Raw genomic sequence first — 21,324 nt, 5'->3', positions numbered from 1 at the left:
GCGTGCGGGCCTGGGGCGGTGGATGAGGGACGCTTGAGCGACGGACAGGACAAAAAGAGCGGGCCGGGAGGTTCCTGGAGAACGCGCCTGCGCTCACGGCTGAGGCGGCCGCTGTCGTTCTATCTGACGGTGCTCGTGCTTGTCGCCATCGTCCCGTCCTTCGTATTCTCGATGATTATCCTGAAGCGCAGCATCGATGAGCAGGAGCGTGTCGTAACAGCGCTGCTCAAGGCGTCGACGGGATCCGTCACGCGTCTGGTCGAGCGCGAGGTCGACGGCATGTTGACCACCCTCAAGGTGCTGGCGGCAGCGGGCGCCAATGATGGCAACAATCTTTCTCAATTCTATGATCGCGCGCGCTCGTCGCTTGCGGACACGGACTCCAATCTCCTGGTGATCGACCGCGGGCACAATCAACTCTTCAACACGCGTGTCCCTTACGGCAGTCCGCTCGGCAAGGCATCCGATCCGCCATCGGTCGATCAGGCTTTTCGCAATGGCGGGCCTTACATTTCGAATGTCTTCTTCGGCAAGACGGCCCAAAAATGGGTGTTCAATGTCTATCTCCCGATCACCACGCCGCTCGGTAACAGCGATTATCTTCTGACACTGACGCGCAACGCGGAGAATATGTCGAAGGCCGTCAACCGCGATGTGCTGTCGCCCGGCTGGAATGCGGCCTTGCTGGATGGCGCGGGCAATGTCATCGCCTCGTCCGATCCAGGGCTCGCCACCGGCAAGCCGTTCTTCATGGAAATCGTTCCGGCCTTGCGCGTCGGTGTGGGTGATGCCGTCCATGATGGGGTGGAGTATCGGACCGTCACGGAATTTTCCGTGCTCACCGGCTGGAAGATCGTTGCGTGGGCAAAAAGCGCCGATGTCGATGCGCCCGCACTCTGGTCCTATCTCTGGCTATCCCTAGGTGGACTTCTCTTTGCCGGTATTGCCATAGCCGGATCCGCCACCATCGCCAGCCTTCTGACGCAGGGCGTCAAAGTTCTGGCCCGGGATGCGCATCTGCTGGGAGCAGGCCGGCCGATTGCACCGCGCAAGCACATGATCGCGGAAATCGAAACGGTATCGGCGGCTTTGGCTGAAGCAGCGCAGGCGCGCAGAAAGGCGGAGAACGAAATTCGCTTCTTGATGCGCGAGGTCGCGCATCGCTCGAAGAACCAGCTCACCGTCATCCAGTCGATGCTCAACCAGTCGCTCAACGCAGCCGAAAACCGGGTGGATTTCGCCGAAACCTTCCGCAAGCGTATTGCCGGCCTTGCCCGCTCGACCGACCTGATGATTGCCAATGCGGCTCAGGGCGTTGATTTTCGCGAACTGGCACAGAACCAGCTGCAGCCGTTCATTCCCGACGATCCGGAGCGGGTTCATCTGTCGGGACCGCCGGTGCGGCTGGATCCGCAGGTATCACAGACGCTTGGTATGGCCCTGCACGAGCTGGCGACCAATGCGACGAAGTACGGCGCGCTTGCCAATAGTAGCGGTTCGATCGATTTGCAGTGGTCGATTGCGGATGGGACGTTCCTGTTGGTCTGGAGGGAAAAGGGCGCCGATATCGATCCGGATACGGCCGGTAGCGTTCGCAAGGGCTTCGGCACCATGGTGCTGGAACGTATGCTCGGCATGGCGCTGGACGCCAAACTGGAGCGGGTCATGCACGCTGACGGGATCGAATGGCGCGTCAAAGTCCCGGATGAAAAGCTGAGTGCCAATCTCTCGGTCGCACCTTAGGCTTATTCTATGTGATCACGGCTTGCCGCGTCTTGGCCTCTATCTTGGAAGGTGTGCAATGCGACTGAACATCATTACGACGGCTATCGTCTCTGCAGTCATGCTGGCGGGCGGACCACCAGCGGCCTTTGCCGCCGAATGCGTGGTCGCAGACCCAACCGGCACGCCATTGAACGTCCGATCCGAGCCTCAAGGCGCTGTGCTTTCTACTCTCCGCAACGGTACAGCCGTTGAGGTCGTTGAACGGCAGGCGCTCGGCGGCAAGCGATGGGCTAGGATCGCCATTCGTGGCGAGACGGTGGGCTGGGTATTTTCGACCTATCTCGATTGCGCGATTGCAGGTGATCGCGGCAAGTCTGCCCCGATGCATCCGCGTACCCCGCCGCCATGATGGCAATCCAGGGGTTTTCAGGGTGCTTTATCCGCCCTCTTTCTTTTTAATGCCGGATGGTTTATAGGCAGCGCCAGCATCAGACCCCGCTCTCTGCGGACTTTTGCCTTCATGGCCGCAGCTAGACGACATCCCGGCTGCTGGCGACCAGAAATCCTAACATTGAAAGGATCACACGATGTCGATCACTGCAGAGCGCAAGGCTGCGCTTATCAAGGAATACGCAACCGTCGAAGGCGACACCGGTTCTCCGGAAGTCCAGGTTGCGATCCTCACTGAGCGGATCAATAACCTGACCGAACACTTCAAGGGCCACAAGAAGGACAACCACTCGCGTCGTGGCCTTCTGGCAATGGTTTCTACCCGCCGCTCGCTTCTTGACTATGTCAAGGGCAAGGAAGAGGCACGGTATACCAAGCTGATTGCTGCTCTCGGCATTCGCCGCTAAGCCTTACACCGGCGGGACCCTTCAACAAGGGGCCCGCCGGTTTGTTTTTTGCGGGATACATCCCGCGTTTACGCTTTCAAAAAGCCGAAACGGCGCTGTTGGAAGCGGACACCCTAGCAGACCGGATGGGCCGGTCCTGCGGAACCAACCGACGACCTGTCATGGGGCAGGATTGCAGGATGCTTCGGCGCTTGCGCGTTTTCCACGCACCGAAAGCATCAGGCTTTGAGGGAGCGGAACGAGCGCCAGCCGAATTTAGAAGCCTCCCGTTGTCTTGCCCGTGATGTGTCATATCAGCGGAAACACTGCCGCCCGCGCCAAACTGGCTGCGGCGCGGCATTGCCGCACACGAAGGACAAAGCATGTTCGATACCCACACAGTCGAAATTGAATGGGCAGGCCGCCCGCTCAAGCTCGAAACCGGCAAGATCGCCCGTCAGGCTGACGGCGCAGTTCTCGCCACCTACGGCGAGACCGTTGTTCTCGCCACCGTCGTTTCGGCCAAGTCGCCGAAGCCGGGCCAGGATTTCTTCCCGCTGACCGTCAACTACCAGGAAAAGACTTACGCAGCCGGCAAGATCCCAGGCGGCTATTTCAAGCGCGAAGGCCGTCCGTCGGAAAAGGAAACTCTGGTTTCCCGCCTGATCGACCGCCCGATCCGCCCGCTGTTTCCTGATGGCTACAAGAACGACACCCAGATCGTCGTCACCGTCATGCAGCATGACCTTGAAAACGATCCGGACGTGTTGGCCATGGTTGCTGCCTCCGCAGCCCTGACGATCTCCGGCATCCCTTTTATGGGCCCGGTCGGTGGCGCACGCGTTGGCTACATCAACGGCCAGTACGTTCTGAACCCGCATCTCGACGAAATGCCTGAGTCGATCCTCGACCTCGTTGTCGCAGGCACCCAGGACGCCGTCCTGATGGTTGAATCCGAAGCCAAGGAACTCAACGAAGAGATCATGCTCGGCGCCGTCATGTTCGGCCACAAGGGCTTCCAGCCGGTCATCGACGCGATCATCAAGCTCGCTGAAGTGGCTGCCAAGGAACCGCGCGACTTCACTCCGGAAGATCATTCCGAACTCGAAGCAGAAATGCTCGGCATGGCAGAGACAGAACTGCGCGCTGCCTACAAGAACACCCAGAAGGCTGAGCGTTACGCTGCCGTTGACGCCGTCAAGGCAAAGGTCAAGGCTCACTTCTTCCCGGAAGGTGCTGAGCCAAAGTATTCCAACGAAGTCATCGGCGCGGTCTTCAAGCACCTGCAGGCCAAGATCGTTCGCTGGAACATCCTCGACACCAAGAGCCGCATCGACGGACGCGATCTCGACACGGTTCGCAAGATCGTTTCCGAAGTCGGCATCCTGCCGCGTACTCACGGCTCGGCTCTGTTCACCCGCGGTGAAACGCAGGCGATCGTTGTTGCCACGCTCGGCACCGGCGAAGACGAACAGTACGTCGATAGCCTGACCGGCATGTACAAGGAAAAGTTCCTGCTGCACTACAACTTCCCGCCCTACTCGGTCGGCGAAACAGGCCGCATGGGCTCCCCGGGCCGCCGCGAAATCGGCCACGGCAAGCTCGCATGGCGCGCTATCCGTCCGATGCTGCCGGCTGCAGACCAGTTCCCCTACACGCTGCGCGTCGTTTCCGAGATCACCGAGTCGAACGGCTCGTCCTCGATGGCAACCGTCTGCGGCACTTCGCTCGCACTGATGGATGCTGGCGTTCCTTTGGCCAAACCGGTTGCCGGTATTGCTATGGGCCTGATCCTCGAAGGTGAACGTTTCGCCGTTCTCTCCGACATCCTCGGCGACGAAGATCACCTCGGCGACATGGACTTCAAGGTCGCCGGTACTGCCGACGGCATCACCTCGCTGCAGATGGACATCAAGATCGCCGGTATCACCGAAGAGATCATGAAGGTCGCGCTCAGCCAGGCGCAGGGCGGCCGCAAGCACATCCTCGGCGAGATGGCCAATGCCATCACCGAAGGCCGCAGCCAGCTCGGCGAATTCGCACCGCGCATCGAAGTCATGAACATCCCGGTCGACAAGATCCGTGAAGTCATTGGTTCGGGCGGCAAGGTCATCCGCGAAATCGTCGAAAAGACCGGCGCCAAGATCAACATCGATGACGACGGCACGATCAAGATCGCTTCGTCCTCTGCGAAGGAAATCGAAGCGGCCCGCAAGTGGATCCACTCGATCGTTGCAGAGCCGGAAGTTGGCCAGATCTACGAAGGCACGGTCGTCAAGACCGCCGACTTCGGCGCTTTCGTCAACTTCTTCGGCCCGCGTGACGGCCTCGTGCACATCTCGCAGCTGGCTTCCGATCGCGTTGCCAAGACCTCCGACGTCGTCAAGGAAGGCGACAAGGTCTGGGTCAAGCTGATGGGCTTCGATGAGCGCGGCAAGGTTCGCCTCTCCATGAAGGTTGTCGATCAGGCCACCGGCAAGGAAGTCGCCAAGGGCGAAGGCGAAGCTGCTGAATAAGCGTTTGGCTGATTAATCGACTACGGGCGCGGAGCGGATCGTTCCGCGCCCTTTCTTATTTTCCCTGAGAGCCGTCCGAACCGGATGTTTCTCGCTCCCTTTGCTATCGTTTGTCTTTTCGGGAAAATCGTTTCCCGCTTTTTCCAGGCAAACTTGAGGACCACCGACCATGAGCCGTGACACGCTGAAGACCCTTTTCCATCCCTTCGAGACTGGCGTCGTTCCTTCGCCTGCCGAAGGTGAGCGTGTTCTGTTTCTTGGTGCCGAGGCTGGCTACCGGCTGCCGGCGGAGTTTGCAGGCTCGATTGCCGCCGTTCAGGCCGCAAAGCCACTGTACAAGGCTCTGGAGGCCGCCAAGGTCGCCGTGACGCCGTTGATCGAGGGCGAGGACTATGATGCAGCGCTTATCCTCTGCGGCAAGCACAAGGGCGAGAACGAGGACCGGATCGCGGAAGCGCTGAAGCGCGTCAAGGTCGGCGGCCTGATCGTTGTCGCCGGCGGCAAGGATGATGGCATCCAGTCGCTGCGCAAGCGCGTCAACCAGCTCGGCTGGGGTGGCGATAGCCTGCCGAAATACCATGGCATCGCCTTCTGGTTCGGCCGTCCGGAAGACGCCAGCGATGTCGTCGCCAAATTTTCCAAGAAGCCGGTTCGTGTCGAAGGCCGCTTCGAGGCCGCACCTGGCATGTTCTCGCATGAGCGGATCGATGCCGGCTCCGAGCTTCTCGCCTCGCGCCTTCCCGACGACTTCAAGGGCCATGCCGCCGATTTCGGCGCTGGCTGGGGCTATCTGTCGGTCATGCTGGCCGAGAAGGCACCGAACCTGAAGGGTATCGATCTGTTCGAAGCCGATTATCATTCGCTGGAAGCCGCCCGGGCGAACCTGAAGGCCAATTGCCCGAACGTGCCGACCCGTTTCTTCTGGCAGGACCTGACCTCGGAAGAAACCCGCGACAAGTACGACCTGATCGTCATGAACCCGCCGTTCCACGAGACGCAGGCTGCCGATCCGGCACTGGGCGCTGCGATGATCAAGGCCGCGGCCAAGGCGCTGAAGATCGGGGGACGGCTCATGCTGGTCGCCAATCGCGGCCTGCCCTATGAGACCGTGATGCCCGAGACCTTCAAGGAATGGGGCGAGACCTGCCGCAATGCGCGGTTCAAGGTGCTCTGGGGCAAGCGCTGAGGCGCTTGCTTTTGCAATTGCTTTATTGACGAAACGGGTACACCTTTAGCTTTCGCACTTGCGTGATATCGCGCAGGCATCGATGGAGTGTGCCAATGGTTTCTAGCTATGGACACCGCCCGCCCGTCTCAGAGGGCGTCGCTGAAGTCATCGTCAAAGATATCAAGAGTGGAGAAGGCAAGAGCGGTGCTTCGGAGGTGCCTCTGGCCTTCCAGACCGGCCGCGCGCCTGTCGATCCCGCGGTTCTGGGCAATACCCGCAAGCAGATGACGCTGTTCGGCATCTTTGCTGTCGCGGTCCTGGCCATACTGCTCGTGGTCTGGTGGGCCGCCTGAGCCTTCAGGCGGCTTCGATTTCCTTACGGGCACAGCTGGCAAGAAAAGCCGAGCGTGTCAGGCCCCGTTCGCGGGCAGCCATGTCGATAGCGTCCAGCATCCCCTTTTCGAAGGTGACATTGGCGCGCACGATCCGGGTGCTGTCCTCTATAAAGGCAACGCGCATCAGGAAGGCGCCCGCGGCCAGTTCCTCGCGAATTTCCTCCCGGCGCATGATCTCGTCATGCGAGGAGGGGACAGGGACCGGCTGGTCCTCGGCCCACAACCGGATTGCCTCCACCGCGTTTGCGGTCAAATCCTCTTCTTCATCGGCGGCGGAGAAAACATCCGGCAGGTCCGGAAACCGCACGCCATAGGCGCTGTCCTTCTCTTTATGAACGAGAGCGATGAAATGTTTCATGGTCAAATCCATCCAGCCTGTTTTGCGATGGCACGCGCGGTCCCTGTCGGCAGATCCTTTTTCGGATGCGGCACGATAATTGTATTCGAGCCCTTGCGAAGTTTGTGATGTGAACCACTAATGGACACGATTTCAAATCCATCCGTCTTGAGGCGCTTGATAATCGCTTTGCTGTCCCGTTCCATCCTCGCACAATCCAACAAGGCCCAATGCGCAATATAATGCGTATTGGGCCTCAATGCAATATTTCTGGGATCACGCCGAAGCGCAGATGAATTAGCCCTTCAAAGCCCGCTCGAACAACCGTGACAAGCGCTCAGCGAAGGCGCGTGGGTCCTGGGGCTTGTCGCCGTCGAGGACGCGTGCCTGGTCGAGCAGGAGCTGGACGGCATCCGCGCGAAATTCGTCGCTGCCGCCAGAGGCAAGCGCCGAGATCAGACCGTGGCCCGGATTGATCTCGAGAACAGGCTTGGCGATCATGTCCAATCTGCCGGATCCCTGCAGCAGCTTCTCCAACTGACGGTCATAACCCTGTTCCGGTGCCACCAGGCAGACAGCGCTTTCCGTCAGGCGGTCGGATGCCCGCACGTCCGATACCGCATCGCCGAGTGTCGTCTTGGCAAAAGCGATGAAACCTGTGACGGCTTCAGACGTTTCCGGCGGGGCCGGCGTTTCGCCATCGGCTGTCGGCACCTGCGTCAGATCGGCAGCCCCCTGCGTGATCGACTTGAACGGCTTGCCCTCGAAATCCGGCGCGCCGGTGACCCAGAAGCTGTCGACGGAATCGGTCAGCAACAGAACCTCGATCCCGCGGGCGCGGAATCCTTCAAGCTGCGGCGAGGCCTTCAACCGATCGAGATTGTCGCCTGTCAGATAATAAATCGCCGCCTGCGCGTCCTTCATATCCTTGACGTAATCGGCAAGCGAGCGGGTCGCTTCATCGGAGGCGGTGGTGCGGAAGCGCGACAGGGCGATCAGCTGTGCCTTGCGCTCGAAATCGTCGTAAATGCCCTCTTTCAGCACGGCACCAAAGGCGTCCCAGAGCTTGGCAAAGGCATCGGTATCACTGTCGGCCAGCTTCTCGATGGCGGTCAGCACGCGGTTGGTCAGGCCCTTGCGAATGGCGGCAAGGGTCGGGCTTTCCTGGATCATCTCGCGCGAAACGTTGAGCGGCAGGTCGGATGTGTCGACAAGGCCGCGCACGAAGCGCAGATAGCGTGGCAGAAGCTCGGCATCGTCGGTGATGAAGACGCGCTTGACGTAGAGCTTCATGCGGCCCTTGGCGGAAGGATCGAACATGTCCATCGGCTTGGATTCCGGCACGAACGCAAGGCCGGTATATTCATGCCTGCCTTCGGCGCGGAAATGCACGGTCAAAGCCGGTTCATCGTAGTGGCCGGAAACGCCGCGATAGAAATCGGCGTATTCTTCCTTGGTGATCTCGTTACGGGCTTTCGTCCACAAAGCTGTGCCGTCGCCGATGCGCTCGGCGTCCGCGCCGGGCTTCTCGATCAGGTCGATCGGCACCGGCACGTGGCCGGACTGATCCTTGACGATCTTCTGTACGCTCCATTTGGATGTGTAGCTCTTGGCGTCGTCCATCAGATGCATGGTAATGCGGGTGCCGCGTGCCGGGGCATCCGTCAGATCGGCCTCGGAGACGGTATAGCTGCCCTTGCCGTCTGACGACCAGAGCCAGGCATGGGCGCTACCGGCGCGGCGCGAGATGACATCGACCTTGTCTGCGACCATGAAGGCTGAATAGAAGCCGACGCCGAACTGTCCGATCAGCTGGGCGCCTTCGCCAGCCTTTGCCGCCTCGACGCGCTCCATAAAGGCGCGTGTGCCGGAACGGGCGATGGTGCCGAGCGCCTCGACCATGTCGTCACGGCTCATACCGATGCCGTTATCTTCGACGATGAGCTGATTGGCGTCGGCATCGAGCGTCAGGGTGATACGTGGTGTCGGATCGTCCAGAAGCAACTCAGGCGCGCTGATGGCCTCATAGCGCAGCTTCTCGCAGGCATCGGCGGCATTGGAGATCAGCTCCCGCAGGAATACGTCCTTGTCGGAATAGACCGAGTGCACCATTAGATGCAGCAGGCGTGCGACATCGGCTTCGAAGACGTGATTTTCGATGGGTTTTTCAGCAGCATTGCTCATGCGAATTGTGCCTCAACGTGATTCTGGATGGTTTGCGCGCTCTGAACTGGCAAGTGCAGATGCAAAATTCAAGAGGCACGGAAAGGGATGGCGGTCCGGATTTTACTCCGAATCCGCCTTGGCCAATGTATCGAGCGCTGGCATCGAGGTGATGTTGTAGCCGGAGTCCACATAGTGGATTTCGCCGGTGACGCCGCTCGAGAGACCAGACAGAAGGTAGAGCGCCGAGTTGCCGACATCCTCGATGGTGACGGTGCGGCGGAGCGGGGCGTTCTTCTGCTGCCAGGAGAGCATGGCACGGGCATCGGAAATGCCGGCGCCAGCGAGCGTGCGGATCGGGCCAGCGGAGATGGCGTTGACGCGGATGCCGCGCGGGCCGTAGTCGCCAGCAAGATAGCGCACGGACGCTTCCAGGGCGGCTTTTGCGACACCCATGACGTTGTAGTTCGGCATGATGCGGGTGGAGCCGCCATAGGTCAGCGTCAGCATTGCGCCGCCTTCGTTCATCAAGTCTGCGGCGCGCTTGGCGATCTCCGTGAAGGAAAAGCAGGAGATGACCATGGTGCGGCTGAAATTGTCACGCGACGTATCGGCGTAAAGGCCCTTCAGCTCGTTCTTGTCGGAAAAGCCGATGGCGTGCACGACGAAATCGAGCTTGCCCCATTTTTCCTTGATCGCGTCAAAGGTCGAATCCACCGAAGCGATATCCTCGACATCGCAGGGGATGACGAAGTCGGAGCCGAGTTCGGCGGCGAGCGGCTTCACGCGCTTGCCGAGCGCTTCGCCCTGGTAGGTGAAGGCGAGTTCCGCACCTTGGCCAGCCAGCTTCTGCGCGATGCCCCATGCGATGGAGTGGCTGTTGGCCACCCCCATGATGAGACCGCGTTTTCCGTTCATGATACCGGTCATGGATTTATCCGTTGTGGCGCTGGAAAACGAGCGTGGCATTGGTGCCGCCGAAGCCGAAGGAGTTCGACAGAACGGTATCGATCTTGGCATTGTCGATGCGCTTGCGCACGATCGGCACGCCGTCGAATTCCGGGTCGAGTTCGGTGATATGGGCGCTTTCGCCGATAAAGCCGGCCTGCATCATCAACAGGCCGTAGATCGATTCCTGCACGCCCGCCGCACCCAGCGAATGACCGGTGAGCGACTTGGTCGACTGGATGGGGGGAATCTTGTTGCCGAAGACTTCGCGGATGGCGCCGATTTCCTTCGAATCGCCAACCGGCGTCGATGTGCCGTGCGTGTTGACGTAGTCGACTTCGCCCTTCACCGTCGCCAGTGCCTGACGCATGCAGCGGATAGCACCTTCGCCTGATGGAGCAACCATGTCATAGCCGTCCGAGGTCGCGCCATAGCCGGTGATTTCAGCGTAGATCTTGGCGCCGCGGGCCTTGGCATGTTCCAGTTCTTCCAGAACCAGAACGCCAGCACCACCAGCAATGACGAAGCCGTCACGGGAAACGTCATAGGCGCGCGAAGCGGTCGATGGTGTATCGTTGTACTTGGAAGACATCGCACCCATGGCGTCGAACAGGTTCGACATGGTCCAGTCGAGGTCTTCATGACCACCGGCAAACATCACGTCCTGCTTGCCCCACTGGATCATTTCCATGGCGTTGCCGATGCAATGTGCCGAGGTTGAGCAGGCCGACGAGATCGAGTAGTTGACGCCGTGGATCTTGAACCATGTGGCAAGTGTCGCCGATGCAGTCGAAGACATTGCTTTCGGCACGGCAAACGGGCCGATGCGCTTGGGGCTGTTGTTCTTCAGCGTGATTTCAGCCGCGTCAATCAGCGTGCGGGTGGACGGACCGCCCGAACCCATGATGATGCCGGTACGTTCATTGCCGCCGATATCCTTGTCTTCAAGACCTGAATCGGCAATCGCCTGCTTCATCGCAACGTGGTTCCACATGCCGCCTTGCGACAGGAAGCGGGCGGCGCGGCGATCGACAAGCTCGGTCGTGTCAAGCTTGGGTGCACCCCAGACCTGGCACTTGAAGCCATGCTCGGCAAAATCGTTGGAAAACGAAATGCCGGACTTTGCTTCACGCAGCGACGTGGTGACTTCCTGCGCATCATTTCCGATCGAGGAAACAATGCCCAGACCCGTGACAACAACCCGTCTCATGTGGATGACCTCTTCTTTAATCTAGCTGAGTGCGGCTATGCCGCGGTTCAGGCAGCTTTTTCTTTCGACAAACCGACACGAAGGTCGCTCGCCTGATAGATGGTTTCGCCATCGGCCTTCAGCCAGCCATCGGCCGTGCCAAGCACAAGGCGGCCGCGCATGACGCGCTTGAAGTCGATGCCATATTCGAGAAGCTTGGTTTCCGGGCGGATCATGCCCTTGAATTTCACTTCGCCAGTCGAGAGCGCCATGCCGCGGCCCGGCTCTCCGAGCCAGCCGAGGAAGAAGCCCGTCAGCTGCCACATGCCATCAAGGCCAAGGCAGCCCGGCATGATCGGATTGCCCTGGAAATGGCAAGGAAAATACCAGTCGTCGGGACGCACGTCATATTCGGCGCGTATGTAACCCTTGTCGAATGCACCGCCGGTTTCGGAGATGTCGGTAATGCGGTGAACCATCAGCATCGGAGGCAGGGGCAGCTGGGCATTGCCCGGTCCGAACAACTCGCCGCGACCGCATTTCAGGATCTCTTCATAATTGAAGCTGGATTGTCTGGTCGTCATGAACTGTCGTTTCCCCGCTACATCCGTTTTTGGTTGACTTGGTTTAGAGCAAGATGGGCACGAATTGAAGCTCCGGCATAACCGAACCTCACCATTTCGCATCTTCCTGTCCGGCCAAGCACAAGGCCTATTTCCGCCGTCGCATACATGATGGCTGCTGCAACGGCCAGAGATAATTGGCTTTTGCCCCAAGAATCAGGCGGTTTTTACCGTCATGATGCCTTGAGGGAGCTTGCGCACTATTGAAAGCATTCTCTGCAAAAGTTATATCGGCTCTGGAAGTGTGTTCTGCAATAGCTTGGAAATCTGGATCTGTCCGTATGACGACTGCCATCGAGATCTGTTCGGAAGAACGCCTGCGCCGCTCCGGCCTCAGGCCGACGCGCCAGCGTATGGCGCTTGCCGACCTGATCTTTGCCAAGGGCGATCGCCACCTGACGGTCGAGGAATTGCATGAGGAAGCGGTGACCGCCGGTGTTCCGGTGTCGCTGGCCACTGTCTATAATACGCTGCACCAGTTTACCGAAGCCGGCATGATCCGTGTCTTGGCCGTGGAGAGCGCCAAGACTTATTTCGATACCAACGTGTCCGATCATCACCATTTCTTCGTCGAAGGTCACAATGAAGTGCTGGACATTCCGGTCAACAGCCTGACGATCGGCAACCTGCCGGAGCCTCCGGAAGGCATGGAAATCGCCCATGTCGACGTCATCATCCGTCTGCGCCGCAAGCGCAGCTGATCCTTTTCTCTACATTACGTATCGTCGATGACATGTTACATCACGTCGTCGGGATGACGGCCGGGCCTCGGATCGCCTGTCGGTAGCGTCCAGCCGTATTTCAATGCACCACCGCGCACTGCAAAAGCTGTCATCACGCCGAGGCTTGATGCGATGAGCAGCGGGGCTCCGAACCAGGTGGCGCCTGTGAAGACACCCGCACCCGCCAGTGCGGCGGTCACATAGATTTCAGGCCGCAGCAGCACCGAGGGTTCGCCCGCCAGCAGATCGCGCAGGATGCCGCCGAAAGTTGCGGTCAGCATGCCGGTAACAAGGGCAACGAGAGGTGATCCCGTCGCAGCCAATCCCTTGGCAGCCCCCATGACGCTATATGCCGAAAGCCCGATGGCATCGAGCCAGATCAGGAACTTGTAGCGCGATTCCATCATATGGGCCGAGAAGAACACCAGAAGGCCCATGCAGCCGCAGACGAGCAGATAAATTGGATTGGTAACCCAGAAGACGGGGGTCGCGCCGAGGATGATGTCACGCAGGGTACCGCCGCCAATGCCGGTGACTGAGGCGAGGAAAATATAGCCGATGATATCCAGCTGCTTGCGCGAGGCAGCCAGCGCCCCTGTCGCTGCGAAAACCGCCACTCCGGCATAGTCGAGAATTTCCAGGATCGGCATTTTTCCCCCGCCAGAAATCTGGCCACCAAACAAATGGAGAAGGACCACAATGGTGCACTCGCGTCAACGGCAGGCCTGAAAGCAAGTCTCTTGACTATTGCGGAAAGAGAACGTGCGTCCGCCCGCTGATGAAATAGGCGACGAGACCTGTCCATTCCCGCATCGCCGTTGTCGTCAGCTGTGCGTTTAGCGAGGGCTGGCTGAAATCGGGTCCAAGGGTCGCATCGCCACTGGTGCGGTAATCCACCGGCCATGGCGTGACGGCAATGCCGAGCTTGCGAAACAGCCCGACGGATCGCGGCATGTGGAAGGCCGAGGTGATGAGGGCGCAGTTCGACAACCCGTTCGCTTCAAGCAGTTGCTTCGTATTGGCAGCATTCTCGAAGGTCGTGCGTGACTGGTCTTCGCGGATCAGCCGTTCGGGGGCGATGCCGAAGGTCGAGAAGAATGTTTCGGATGTCTGCGCGTCGCCATCATATTGCCCGCTAAACGAGCCGTCGCCGCCTGAGATCAGAATGCGCGCCGATGGGTAGGACTGGGCGAGCTTCAGGCCCTCGATGAACCTGTCCGCGGCCTGGTTGAGCTCGATGCCGCCCCGCTTGGCAATCACCTCGTTTTCAAAGGCGCCGCCAAGAATGATGATGCAGGAAAGGTCGGCCGGCAGGCTCGCGGGCCTTGGGATGCGGTTTTCCAGCACCTGAAGCATGACGGCGCCGGTACTGGTGAACAGGGTGAGGAAAAGCAACGTCGCGGCAAGCCCGGACAGGAACCGGTACAGCCTGCGGAAACCGGCGGCAGCGAAAAGGAAGCTCAGGATCAGGAGAGTGAAGATCAGCGATAGAGGCTGGGCAAGCAGCCAGAACAGTTTTGACGCGAGAAACATGAGGCCTGCTACCGTCTCTTCCAAGGGGTGTGATCGGGGAGGGCGAACCTAGCAGCCTAAGCCGGTATTGGCCAATGCAGTCAAATGCGGATGGAAAAAGGCCCGTGGCATGTCACCCGCCACGGGCCTTTTGGGTTATGAACAGTCCGCGCTTTCAGGCCCGGCCGAGCGTCGGTGGGGCTTGAACTGCAACTGTCTTGTTGCGCTTCAGATAGATCAGTCCGGCGGCAAGCAGGATGCCGACGGCAATAATGGCGATGGCCAGCACCGGCCGGTAGGCAATCCAGGCGATGGCGATGACCAGCGGTCCAAGGATCAGCGTCAGGATGATGGCGATGACCGAGGTGCCGAAACCGACGATCGAGCCGACGAACGGAATGACGTCGGCGATGATGCTAAGGATCGACAGCATCATGGCAAAGCCGATGAACATGCCGAGCAGTCCCCCGCCGCGAATGAGCCATGTGATCAGGGTGTTCTCGCTTTGGGCGGCGTCGAACATCTGGGGTGCATCGACCTTTCCGGCAGCGCTCAGGAACAGTTCGCGGCCGTTCGATGCTTTATAGTCTGTGACGTTTGCACCCTTCTGGGCGCCAACGAAGCTGGCTTCGGAAATGTCTTCACGGCTAAAGCTGATGCGCAGGTCGCCGATGGCCGGGCTTTGGCGGTTCTGCGACACGTAGATGGTGGTGCCATTGGCATTGACCGGCTTGTCGGAGCCAATCGCAGCCGTGACCTGGCCGATGACCTCGGGAGAAAGCTTGACCGGCGTTTCCGTGCCGAGATCGGCGACGGCCTTGCCATCGACGGTAAAGGCGCCAAGCGTTGCTGTCGCTACGGTGAAGCGGTCACCCTCGATCGGCATCTCGGGGTTCTGGTGCTGGTCGCTCTGTTTGAAATCGGAGGAATCGACCGGTTGCGTCCGCCATTCCTTCTTGTAGCTGTAGGTGGTGACGGTTTCTTCGCCGCCGCCGAGCGTCTTCTGGGTCTCGCTCTTGCTGTCTTCTATCCACTGGTACATCTCGACCTGACGGTTGAGACCTGCAGCGCCATCTGCCGAGACGCCCAGCATCGGGTCTTCAGGCGTTCCGTCCGGTTTAACCGGACCGGAAACATGGATGAGCTTGCCTTCATTGGCCGGGTCCACGGTGCCATTCTCGATCGAAACGACGATGCCAGCACCCTCGATCAGCGCGCGATAAGTCTGGACAGAACGGCCTTCGTTCCAGGACAGAAGCCAGATCATCCCGATCACCAGAATGGGACCGATCAACAGTCCGGCAAGACCGCTTTTCAGCCGTGAAAACCACGACGTTTTTGTCGTTTCGGTAAAGCTCATGCCCCTCGTCCCTCTGCTGGTGCCCATCCGTCTAACGCTTGGTTCGACACGCTTATTCGCTGAAACAGGTGCTATCAGAAAATCAGTAAAATTAGATATAGCGATCCCTGCTCTCGGAGCACACTCTTTGGGGCCTTCGTGCAGGTTCCCCTGCATTCGTTCTCTCAAGGCAGAGTTGTTTTCTATTTCAGACCTTGCGGCGATCCGGCGGTTCTCGACCGGATGTCCGCCCCGGACGTTCGGTCTTTCCGCCCTGATGGGGCCGCGGGTTGCTCTGACGTTTCAACTTGGATGAAGGCGTTCAGCGGCTCTGGATGATGTCCGGCGGCTCGCGGCGGGAAAGACGCACGGCCGACAGAATGCCGCTCATGTAGATTCCGGTATCGACATTGATACGTCCCGCCCCGATCTCGACACTTGCCACCGGTGTGTGGCCGTGCACGGTGACCAAGCCGTTGGCAGCGGCTGCGTTGTCTGAGGCCAGCGGGCGCAGCCACAGGAGGTCCGCGTCCGTCTGGTCGGCGGGCGCCACGCCCTTTTTCAAACCCGCATGCACAAAGCAATATCCGGGGACCTGAAGCATCGACGGCAGGGATTCGAGAAAGGCGACGTGTTTGACCGGAATGAGAGACCGCAGCAGCTTTTTTTGTTCCTCGCGGTCCGCAGGAAGCCTGTTCAGCCCATAGGAAGCCAGCGTCTCCTGGCCGCCCAATCTCAACCATTGATGATTCGTGGAGGGATTGCCGAGGAAATCAAGCATCACAGCTTCATGATTGCCGGACAGGCAGATGCGGCGGATACCGACAAGGGGCTGCGTCGTCAGCCGGGTAAGCACTGCGGACGATTTTGGGCCGCGATCTACATAATCACCAAGCATCACCAGCCACTTGGTGCCGGCACGCCCGCGAGCATCCGCGACGATCAGCTCTTCCAGTCTGCCCAGCGTATCATCGTAACCGTGCACATCGCCGACGGCATAGATATGGTCCGGAGCCCTTTCGAAAAAGAGCTTCCGCCTTTGTCTGGGCGATGGCGCCTGAGCGCCGCCACGCAGAAAATCAAGGATGCCGCGGGTCATCAGGCGCCCCTGTCGCCACCATCTCGGCGCGATACCATTCGACGAAGCGGCGCACGCCTTCTTCCACCGAGATGGACGGCGTGAAGCCAGTCAGACTGTTTAAGAGATCAGGTGCGGCGAAGGTTCTGGGAACATCGCCCTGCTGCATCGGCAGCATGGTGCGGATCGCTTGATGTCCGACAGCTGCCTCCACAGTCTCGACGAAACGCATCAGTTCGACCGGCTGCCCGCCGCCAACATTGACGACACGGAACGGCGCATGGTGCGACAGCGTGTCGATGTCCTCGATGCGGTTGTCCTCCGCCGGAATAACGCCCATCAATCGGACGATGCCTTCGACGAGATCGTCGATATAGGTGAAGTCGCGGCTCATCCGGCCTTCGCCATAGATCTCGATTGGCCGGCCGTTGAGGATAGAGTCCACGAATTTGAACAGCGCCATGTCCGGGCGCCCCCAGGGGCCGTAGACTGTGAAAAACCGGAAGGCCGTCGTCGGCACCTTGTAGAGATGCGCATAGCTGTGCGCCATCAGTTCGCCGGACTTCTTCGTCGCGGCGTAAAGCGTCATCGGCTCGTCGGCCCGGTCGGTCTCGGCAAACGGGATTTTCTCGTTAGAGCCGTAGATCGACGAGGTGGAGGCCAGCAGCAGATGCTTCGGTTGCACGGCCTTGGCCAGTTCCAGCATGTTCCAGGAGCCGATCAGGTTGGAATCCACATAGGCCTTGGGATTCTCAAGGCTGTAGCGGACACCGGCCTGGGCTGCGAGATGAACGATGACATCCGGTTCGCCGATCTCGGCGGCCCGTTCCAGCGCAGTCTTATCCTCCAGCATACCGATCACGGGACGAAAACCGTTGGACCGTGCCAGGATAGCATGGCGCCGTTCCTTCAGGCGGACATCATAATAGGGCGTCATTCCATCGAAGCCGGTCACGAAGTGACCATCGTCCAACAGCCGCTTGGCCAGATGAAACCCGATGAACCCTGCCGTTCCCGTGATCAGATAGCGCATGCCGGCTCCTTGCCTGTCTTGTCCGCCGTGAATCGAAACCTCTTGCCGGCTATTCCGGCCGGCCGATGCTTGTATAGGCGAAGCCGTGCTTCGTGACCTCATCGGACTGATAGATGTTTCTGAGATCGACGAGGATCGGCGTATTCATCAATGTCTTCAGACGGTCGAGATTGAGCGCCCGGAATTCGTTCCATTCGGTGACGATCACCAGCGCATCTGCGCCCTCCGCCGCCTGGTAGGGGTTTTCGGCATAGGTGATGCCGTCGATCACCTTCCTGGCGTTCTCCATGCCCTCGGGATCATAGCCGGTAACGATAGCGCCTGCATCGGTCAGTGCCTGGATCACGGCGATAGCCGGGCTATCGCGCATGTCGTCGGTGTTCGGCTTGAAGGTGAGACCGAGCACGGCGACCTTCTTGCCACGCACGTCGCCGCCGGCAGCCGCGATTACCTTGCGGCCCATGGCACGCTTGCGGTTATCGTTGACCGAGACGACCGTCTCGATCAGGCGCACCGGGCTATCATGGTCCTGGGCGGTTTTCACCAGAGCCAGCGTGTCCTTCGGGAAGCAGGAGCCACCATAGCCGGGACCGGCATGGAGGAATTTGCCGCCGATGCGGCCGTCGAGGCCGATGCCGCGCGCAACTTCCTGCACATTGGCGCCGACCTTTTCGCACAGGTCCGCCATCTCGTTGATGAAGGTGATCTTCATCGCAAGGAAGGCATTGCCGGCATACTTGATCAGCTCGGATGTACGGCGCGTGGTGAAGAGCAGTGGCGACTGGTTGAGATAGAGCGGCCGGTAGACCTCCGTCATCACGCCACGTGCACGCTCGTCATCGAGCCCGATGACGATGCGGTCGGGCCGCTTGAAATCGTCGATGGCGGCGCCTTCGCGCAGGAATTCCGGATTGGAGACCACGGCGATATCGGCATCGGGGTTGGTTTCCCGCATGATCCGCTCGACCTCGTCGCCGGTGCCGACCGGAACGGTCGACTTGGTAACGATGACGGTGAAGCCGGTCACATGCGCGGCAATCTCGCGCGCGGCATCATAGACATAGGACAGGTCGGCATGGCCGTCGCCACGCCGTGAAGGCGTGCCGACAGCAATGAAGATCACGTCGCTCTGTGCAACGCTGGTGGCGAGATCGGTGGTGAACCTCAGCCGCCCGTCCTTGACGTTGTCGGCCACCAATTGCTCGAGCCCGGGTTCGAAGATCGGGATGCGGCCTGCCAGCAGCGCTTCGATCTTGCTTGCGTCCTTGTCGATACAGACAACGTCATGGCCGAAATCGGCAAAACAAACGCCGGAGACAAGTCCGACATAACCGGCACCGATCATCGTGATTTTCATGGCACACTCCAGAATGTCATCGTGCAAGCGCATCGCGGCCCAGCGTCACATGCGCGTCTGGCGGCATCCATAGTCAAACACACGCGCCTTGCCAATGCCGGATGTGAAATGCCAGCCCCCCACCGGGCTTGCCAGCCAGCGGCCGATGACTAGATTGCCGCCACGGCAAGAGTGACATACGACAAGGAAAGTAGATATGGCTGAGACATTTTGCTGGCACAACGAACCGGCTGTCTGGCATGGGGATGCGTCCGGGCTTGTTCTGAAAACGGATGCGAAAACCGATTTCTGGCAGGAAACCTTCTACGGCTTCCATCGCGATAGCGGTCACGCCTATCTGCGCCCAGTCTCCGGCGATTTCACCGGCTCTGCGACGATCACCGGTGTCTACGAAACGCTCTATGATCAGGCCGGGCTGATGCTGCGGCTGGATGAGCGCAACTGGATCAAATGCGGCATCGAATATACCGACGGGCTGATGCATTTCAGCGTGGTCGTCACGCGCGGTGTATCAGACTGGTCGGTGATCCCTTTGCCGGGCGTCTCGCCGTCCGCGCCGCTTTTCGTGCGGTTGACGCGCCATGACGCGGCCGTGCGCGTACAATTCCGGTTTGACGCGGACGCGCCATGGCAGATGGCGCGGCTTTGCCCATTCTCGGCGGAGGATGCGTGGTTCGGGATCACCGCTTGCTCGCCGGAACGCGAGGGGTTCGAGGCAACGTTCCGCGATATCGCTATCGGTGCCCCGATCAGCCGTGCGCTTCATGATGCGGACCACGATTAGGTTGCGATCTCGTCAGTCGCGAACGGTCATCGAAAAATCTGCGCCGCCACGAAGCGTATTGCTGACCGTGCAGATTTCCTCTTCGGCAGCCAGCGCAATTGCATGCCGCACCTCTGGATGGATGTCGCCCCGGATCGTTAGAAGGATATTGAATTTCACCACCCGCGACAGGCCTTCGGTAGATTTCTCGCCGGTCACCTCGGCGCGAATGTCTGTCAGCTTGTCCAGCACACCCATCTGGCTGGCAGCAATCCGGGCACTCATAGCCATGCAGGCCGAAAGCGACCCATAAAGCAGGTCGATCGGGTTGAATCCGGCTTGCGACGGCCCGGTGACGATCTGGATTTCGCCGCCGGTCGCAGATGTCACCTGCGGAAACCCATGCCGGGCGAGAACAGCGGTTGCGCCTGTCGGCCTCGTTTTCGTCGTCAATTCCGCCATTTTGCTCTCCTAAAGTCACATGCAGCTCATTTGATACGCAATTTTCCTGTGTTGGAAGCAATTTTGACCTCCGCGATCGATCAAATCTGCCGCATTAAGTAGTCTACGGATTTTATGGAAATTTGTGTCCGCAAATGGCGCGACATCCGCAAGAGTTTTCCTGACCATCGCCGGATAAGAGGTGTTCGTGCTTCGCTCGGCGCATCCTATTTTGCGATAACCATCCCACACCGGGGCTTCGCCTCATTTGACAAGACGGGACTGACAATGACCAAAAAGACAATCCTCCACACACTTTCGCGCCGTGCGGTTCTGACCGCTCTTGCTGTTTCCGCAGCAACGATCGCCAGCTTTACTGCCCCGTCCATCAGCTTTGCCGAGGACAAGTCTATCAAGGTCGGTATCATGAGCGGCGAGGACGAGGATGTCTGGCGCGTTGTCACCGCAGAAGCTGCAAAGCAGGGCCTGACGATCGAAACCGTCGTTTTCAACGATTACACACAGCCGAACGAAGCGCTGGAGCGCGGCGAAATCGATGCCAACGCCTTCCAGCATCAGCCCTATCTCGACAACCAGATCCAGCAGCACGGCTATCATATCGTCATTGCCGGCTATACCGGCGTCTGGCCAATCGGCTTCTACACCAAGAAGTTCAAGTCCGTGGCCGAACTGCCTGAGGGCGCCGTGATCGGTGTGCCGAATGATCCGTCGAACGAAGGCCGCGCACTGCTCGTCCTGCAGAACGAGGGCATCATCAAGCTCAAGGACGGCGCCGGCATCCTGGCGACGATCGCCGACATTGCTGAAAACCCGAAGAATGTCGAAATCAAGGAGCTCGACGCCGGCGTCGTTGGCCGCGCGATCGAAGATCTCGATGGTGCCGTTGTCAACACCGACTGGGCATTGAAGAGCGGCCTCTCGGCTGACGACCGCATTGCCCAGGAAAAGATCGACAACAACCCTTACCGCAACTTCATCGCGGTCAAGGCTGGCACTGAGAACGAAGCCTGGGTGAAGACGCTGGTTTCGTCCTACCAGAACGATGCGGTCAAGGCCGAGTTTGACAAGGTCTACAAGGGCACCGGCATCAGCGCCTATTAATCCATTTTCGTACCTTTAAGCGAAGGGGTACGCGAAACCGGGCGGCTCTGGCATTTG

The 21,324-nt window shown here is 59.6% G+C and carries 22 protein-coding genes; 9 read left to right on the top strand and 13 right to left on the bottom strand.

All coding sequences use genetic code 11. The annotated features are described in order from the left end of the window. Positions 1-18: 18 nt before the first annotated feature. From R6X40_RS21115 to R6X40_RS21090, 6 genes are all read left to right on the top strand, one after another. A complete protein-coding gene (locus R6X40_RS21115; RefSeq protein WP_412178431.1) occupies positions 19-1,743 on the top strand; it encodes a sensor histidine kinase in 1,725 nt (574 codons plus the stop codon). Between the two features lie 58 nt (positions 1,744-1,801). Beyond that, a complete protein-coding gene (locus R6X40_RS21110) occupies positions 1,802-2,134 on the top strand; it encodes an SH3 domain-containing protein (protein WP_318415770.1) in 333 nt (110 codons plus the stop codon). A 178-nt stretch (positions 2,135-2,312) separates the two neighbouring features. Then, positions 2,313-2,582: a 30S ribosomal protein S15 gene (gene rpsO / locus R6X40_RS21105; protein ID WP_318415769.1), complete on the top strand. Its 270-nt coding sequence runs from the start codon at positions 2,313-2,315 to the stop codon at positions 2,580-2,582. Positions 2,583-2,944: 362 nt separating this feature from the next. Continuing rightward, positions 2,945-5,077 carry a polyribonucleotide nucleotidyltransferase gene (pnp, locus tag R6X40_RS21100; RefSeq protein WP_318415768.1) on the top strand — a complete coding sequence of 711 codons (2,133 nt, stop codon included), beginning with the start codon at positions 2,945-2,947 and terminating at the stop codon, positions 5,075-5,077. A gap of 169 nt (positions 5,078-5,246) precedes the next feature. Then, positions 5,247-6,263, top strand: a complete 1,017-nt coding sequence (locus R6X40_RS21095; RefSeq protein ID WP_318415767.1) for a class I SAM-dependent methyltransferase — start codon at positions 5,247-5,249, stop codon at positions 6,261-6,263. 95 nt (positions 6,264-6,358) lie between these two features. Then, positions 6,359-6,598, top strand: a complete 240-nt coding sequence (locus R6X40_RS21090; protein ID WP_318415766.1) for a hypothetical protein — start codon at positions 6,359-6,361, stop codon at positions 6,596-6,598. A gap of 4 nt (positions 6,599-6,602) precedes the next feature. Here R6X40_RS21090 and R6X40_RS21085 read toward each other — a convergent pair whose 3' ends face one another. The 6 genes from R6X40_RS21085 to fabA all read right to left on the bottom strand — a co-directional run bounded on the left by R6X40_RS21085 (position 6,603) and on the right by fabA (position 11,861). Further along, positions 6,603-6,998 (bottom strand): type II toxin-antitoxin system HicB family antitoxin, encoded by a 396-nt coding sequence (locus R6X40_RS21085; RefSeq protein WP_318415765.1) that lies wholly within the window; start codon positions 6,996-6,998, stop codon positions 6,603-6,605. Positions 6,999-7,000: 2 nt separating this feature from the next. After that, positions 7,001-7,183: a type II toxin-antitoxin system HicA family toxin gene (locus R6X40_RS21080; RefSeq protein WP_318415764.1), complete on the bottom strand. Its 183-nt coding sequence runs from the start codon at positions 7,181-7,183 to the stop codon at positions 7,001-7,003. A 91-nt stretch (positions 7,184-7,274) separates the two neighbouring features. Then, the gene (htpG, locus tag R6X40_RS21075) at positions 7,275-9,161 is read right to left on the bottom strand and encodes a molecular chaperone HtpG (protein WP_318415763.1); all 1,887 of its coding nucleotides are present in this window, start codon (positions 9,159-9,161) and stop codon (positions 7,275-7,277) included. A 102-nt stretch (positions 9,162-9,263) separates the two neighbouring features. Next, positions 9,264-10,070, bottom strand: a complete 807-nt coding sequence (fabI, locus tag R6X40_RS21070; protein WP_318415762.1) for an enoyl-ACP reductase FabI — start codon at positions 10,068-10,070, stop codon at positions 9,264-9,266. Between the two features lie 4 nt (positions 10,071-10,074). Beyond that, on the bottom strand, positions 10,075-11,298 hold the full coding sequence (gene fabB, locus R6X40_RS21065) for a beta-ketoacyl-ACP synthase I (RefSeq protein WP_318415761.1): 1,224 nt from the start codon (positions 11,296-11,298) through the stop codon (positions 10,075-10,077). Positions 11,299-11,345: 47 nt separating this feature from the next. Continuing rightward, positions 11,346-11,861 carry a 3-hydroxyacyl-[acyl-carrier-protein] dehydratase FabA gene (gene fabA, locus R6X40_RS21060; RefSeq protein ID WP_318415760.1) on the bottom strand — a complete coding sequence of 172 codons (516 nt, stop codon included), beginning with the start codon at positions 11,859-11,861 and terminating at the stop codon, positions 11,346-11,348. Positions 11,862-12,181: 320 nt separating this feature from the next. Between fabA and irrA the strand changes: the two genes are divergently transcribed. Then, positions 12,182-12,601, top strand: a complete 420-nt coding sequence (irrA, locus tag R6X40_RS21055; RefSeq protein ID WP_318415759.1) for an iron response transcriptional regulator IrrA — start codon at positions 12,182-12,184, stop codon at positions 12,599-12,601. Positions 12,602-12,636: 35 nt separating this feature from the next. Here irrA and R6X40_RS21050 read toward each other — a convergent pair whose 3' ends face one another. The 6 genes from R6X40_RS21050 to R6X40_RS21025 form a co-directional block, all read right to left on the bottom strand. Further along, the gene (locus R6X40_RS21050) at positions 12,637-13,272 is read right to left on the bottom strand and encodes a trimeric intracellular cation channel family protein (RefSeq protein ID WP_318415758.1); all 636 of its coding nucleotides are present in this window, start codon (positions 13,270-13,272) and stop codon (positions 12,637-12,639) included. Positions 13,273-13,366: 94 nt separating this feature from the next. Continuing rightward, the gene (locus R6X40_RS21045) at positions 13,367-14,155 is read right to left on the bottom strand and encodes a YdcF family protein (RefSeq protein WP_318415757.1); all 789 of its coding nucleotides are present in this window, start codon (positions 14,153-14,155) and stop codon (positions 13,367-13,369) included. Between the two features lie 154 nt (positions 14,156-14,309). Further along, on the bottom strand, positions 14,310-15,494 hold the full coding sequence (locus R6X40_RS21040; RefSeq protein WP_318415756.1) for a TMEM43 family protein: 1,185 nt from the start codon (positions 15,492-15,494) through the stop codon (positions 14,310-14,312). Positions 15,495-15,795: 301 nt separating this feature from the next. After that, positions 15,796-16,572: a metallophosphoesterase gene (locus R6X40_RS21035; protein WP_318415755.1), complete on the bottom strand. Its 777-nt coding sequence runs from the start codon at positions 16,570-16,572 to the stop codon at positions 15,796-15,798. Continuing rightward, positions 16,553-17,584, bottom strand: coding sequence for an NAD-dependent epimerase (locus R6X40_RS21030; RefSeq protein ID WP_318415754.1), 1,032 nt, complete (start codon positions 17,582-17,584; stop codon positions 16,553-16,555). The genes R6X40_RS21035 and R6X40_RS21030 overlap by 20 nt, the downstream gene beginning before the upstream one ends. Positions 17,585-17,633: 49 nt before the next feature. Further along, positions 17,634-18,941, bottom strand: a complete 1,308-nt coding sequence (locus tag R6X40_RS21025; RefSeq protein WP_318415753.1) for a UDP-glucose/GDP-mannose dehydrogenase family protein — start codon at positions 18,939-18,941, stop codon at positions 17,634-17,636. A 196-nt stretch (positions 18,942-19,137) separates the two neighbouring features. On the opposite strand from R6X40_RS21025, the gene R6X40_RS21020 reads away from it, so the two are divergent. Further along, complete coding sequence (locus R6X40_RS21020) at positions 19,138-19,725, top strand: DUF1349 domain-containing protein (RefSeq protein WP_318415752.1); 588 nt, start codon at positions 19,138-19,140, stop codon at positions 19,723-19,725. A 12-nt stretch (positions 19,726-19,737) separates the two neighbouring features. Here the strand turns inward: R6X40_RS21020 and R6X40_RS21015 are convergent, their stop codons facing one another. Then, complete coding sequence (locus R6X40_RS21015; protein WP_318415751.1) at positions 19,738-20,166, bottom strand: OsmC family protein; 429 nt, start codon at positions 20,164-20,166, stop codon at positions 19,738-19,740. Between the two features lie 267 nt (positions 20,167-20,433). On the opposite strand from R6X40_RS21015, the gene R6X40_RS21010 reads away from it, so the two are divergent. Beyond that, on the top strand, positions 20,434-21,267 hold the full coding sequence (locus R6X40_RS21010) for a MetQ/NlpA family lipoprotein (RefSeq protein ID WP_318415750.1): 834 nt from the start codon (positions 20,434-20,436) through the stop codon (positions 21,265-21,267). Positions 21,268-21,324 lie beyond the last annotated feature (57 nt).

Source organism: Rhizobium sp. PL01, assembly GCF_033447125.1.
Lineage (GTDB): Bacteria > Pseudomonadota > Alphaproteobacteria > Rhizobiales > Rhizobiaceae > Pararhizobium.
The sequence above is the reverse complement of the archived record's forward strand: the minus strand, read 5'-3'. Positions and strand labels throughout refer to the sequence as shown.

What these genes read in the sequence shown, in the direction of transcription:
- R6X40_RS21040 (WP_318415756.1), bottom strand. Translation starts at nt 15,494, where the DNA reads ATGAGCTTTACCGAAACGACAAAAACGTCGTGGTTTTCACGGCTGAAA.
- R6X40_RS21095 (WP_318415767.1), top strand. Translation starts at nt 5,247, where the DNA reads ATGAGCCGTGACACGCTGAAGACCCTTTTCCATCCCTTCGAGACTGGC.
- pnp (WP_318415768.1), top strand. Translation starts at nt 2,945, where the DNA reads ATGTTCGATACCCACACAGTCGAAATTGAATGGGCAGGCCGCCCGCTC.
- R6X40_RS21020 (WP_318415752.1), top strand. Translation starts at nt 19,138, where the DNA reads ATGGCTGAGACATTTTGCTGGCACAACGAACCGGCTGTCTGGCATGGG.
- fabB (WP_318415761.1), bottom strand. Translation starts at nt 11,298, where the DNA reads ATGAGACGGGTTGTTGTCACGGGTCTGGGCATTGTTTCCTCGATCGGA.
- R6X40_RS21010 (WP_318415750.1), top strand. Translation starts at nt 20,434, where the DNA reads ATGACCAAAAAGACAATCCTCCACACACTTTCGCGCCGTGCGGTTCTG.
- R6X40_RS21025 (WP_318415753.1), bottom strand. Translation starts at nt 18,941, where the DNA reads ATGAAAATCACGATGATCGGTGCCGGTTATGTCGGACTTGTCTCCGGC.
- R6X40_RS21035 (WP_318415755.1), bottom strand. Translation starts at nt 16,572, where the DNA reads ATGACCCGCGGCATCCTTGATTTTCTGCGTGGCGGCGCTCAGGCGCCA.
- R6X40_RS21045 (WP_318415757.1), bottom strand. Translation starts at nt 14,155, where the DNA reads ATGTTTCTCGCGTCAAAACTGTTCTGGCTGCTTGCCCAGCCTCTATCG.
- rpsO (WP_318415769.1), top strand. Translation starts at nt 2,313, where the DNA reads ATGTCGATCACTGCAGAGCGCAAGGCTGCGCTTATCAAGGAATACGCA.
- htpG (WP_318415763.1), bottom strand. Translation starts at nt 9,161, where the DNA reads ATGAGCAATGCTGCTGAAAAACCCATCGAAAATCACGTCTTCGAAGCC.
- R6X40_RS21090 (WP_318415766.1), top strand. Translation starts at nt 6,359, where the DNA reads ATGGTTTCTAGCTATGGACACCGCCCGCCCGTCTCAGAGGGCGTCGCT.
- R6X40_RS21050 (WP_318415758.1), bottom strand. Translation starts at nt 13,272, where the DNA reads ATGCCGATCCTGGAAATTCTCGACTATGCCGGAGTGGCGGTTTTCGCA.
- R6X40_RS21015 (WP_318415751.1), bottom strand. Translation starts at nt 20,166, where the DNA reads ATGGCGGAATTGACGACGAAAACGAGGCCGACAGGCGCAACCGCTGTT.
- R6X40_RS21110 (WP_318415770.1), top strand. Translation starts at nt 1,802, where the DNA reads ATGCGACTGAACATCATTACGACGGCTATCGTCTCTGCAGTCATGCTG.
- R6X40_RS21085 (WP_318415765.1), bottom strand. Translation starts at nt 6,998, where the DNA reads ATGAAACATTTCATCGCTCTCGTTCATAAAGAGAAGGACAGCGCCTAT.
- R6X40_RS21030 (WP_318415754.1), bottom strand. Translation starts at nt 17,584, where the DNA reads ATGCGCTATCTGATCACGGGAACGGCAGGGTTCATCGGGTTTCATCTG.
- fabI (WP_318415762.1), bottom strand. Translation starts at nt 10,070, where the DNA reads ATGACCGGTATCATGAACGGAAAACGCGGTCTCATCATGGGGGTGGCC.
- R6X40_RS21080 (WP_318415764.1), bottom strand. Translation starts at nt 7,183, where the DNA reads ATGGAACGGGACAGCAAAGCGATTATCAAGCGCCTCAAGACGGATGGA.
- fabA (WP_318415760.1), bottom strand. Translation starts at nt 11,861, where the DNA reads ATGACGACCAGACAATCCAGCTTCAATTATGAAGAGATCCTGAAATGC.
- irrA (WP_318415759.1), top strand. Translation starts at nt 12,182, where the DNA reads ATGACGACTGCCATCGAGATCTGTTCGGAAGAACGCCTGCGCCGCTCC.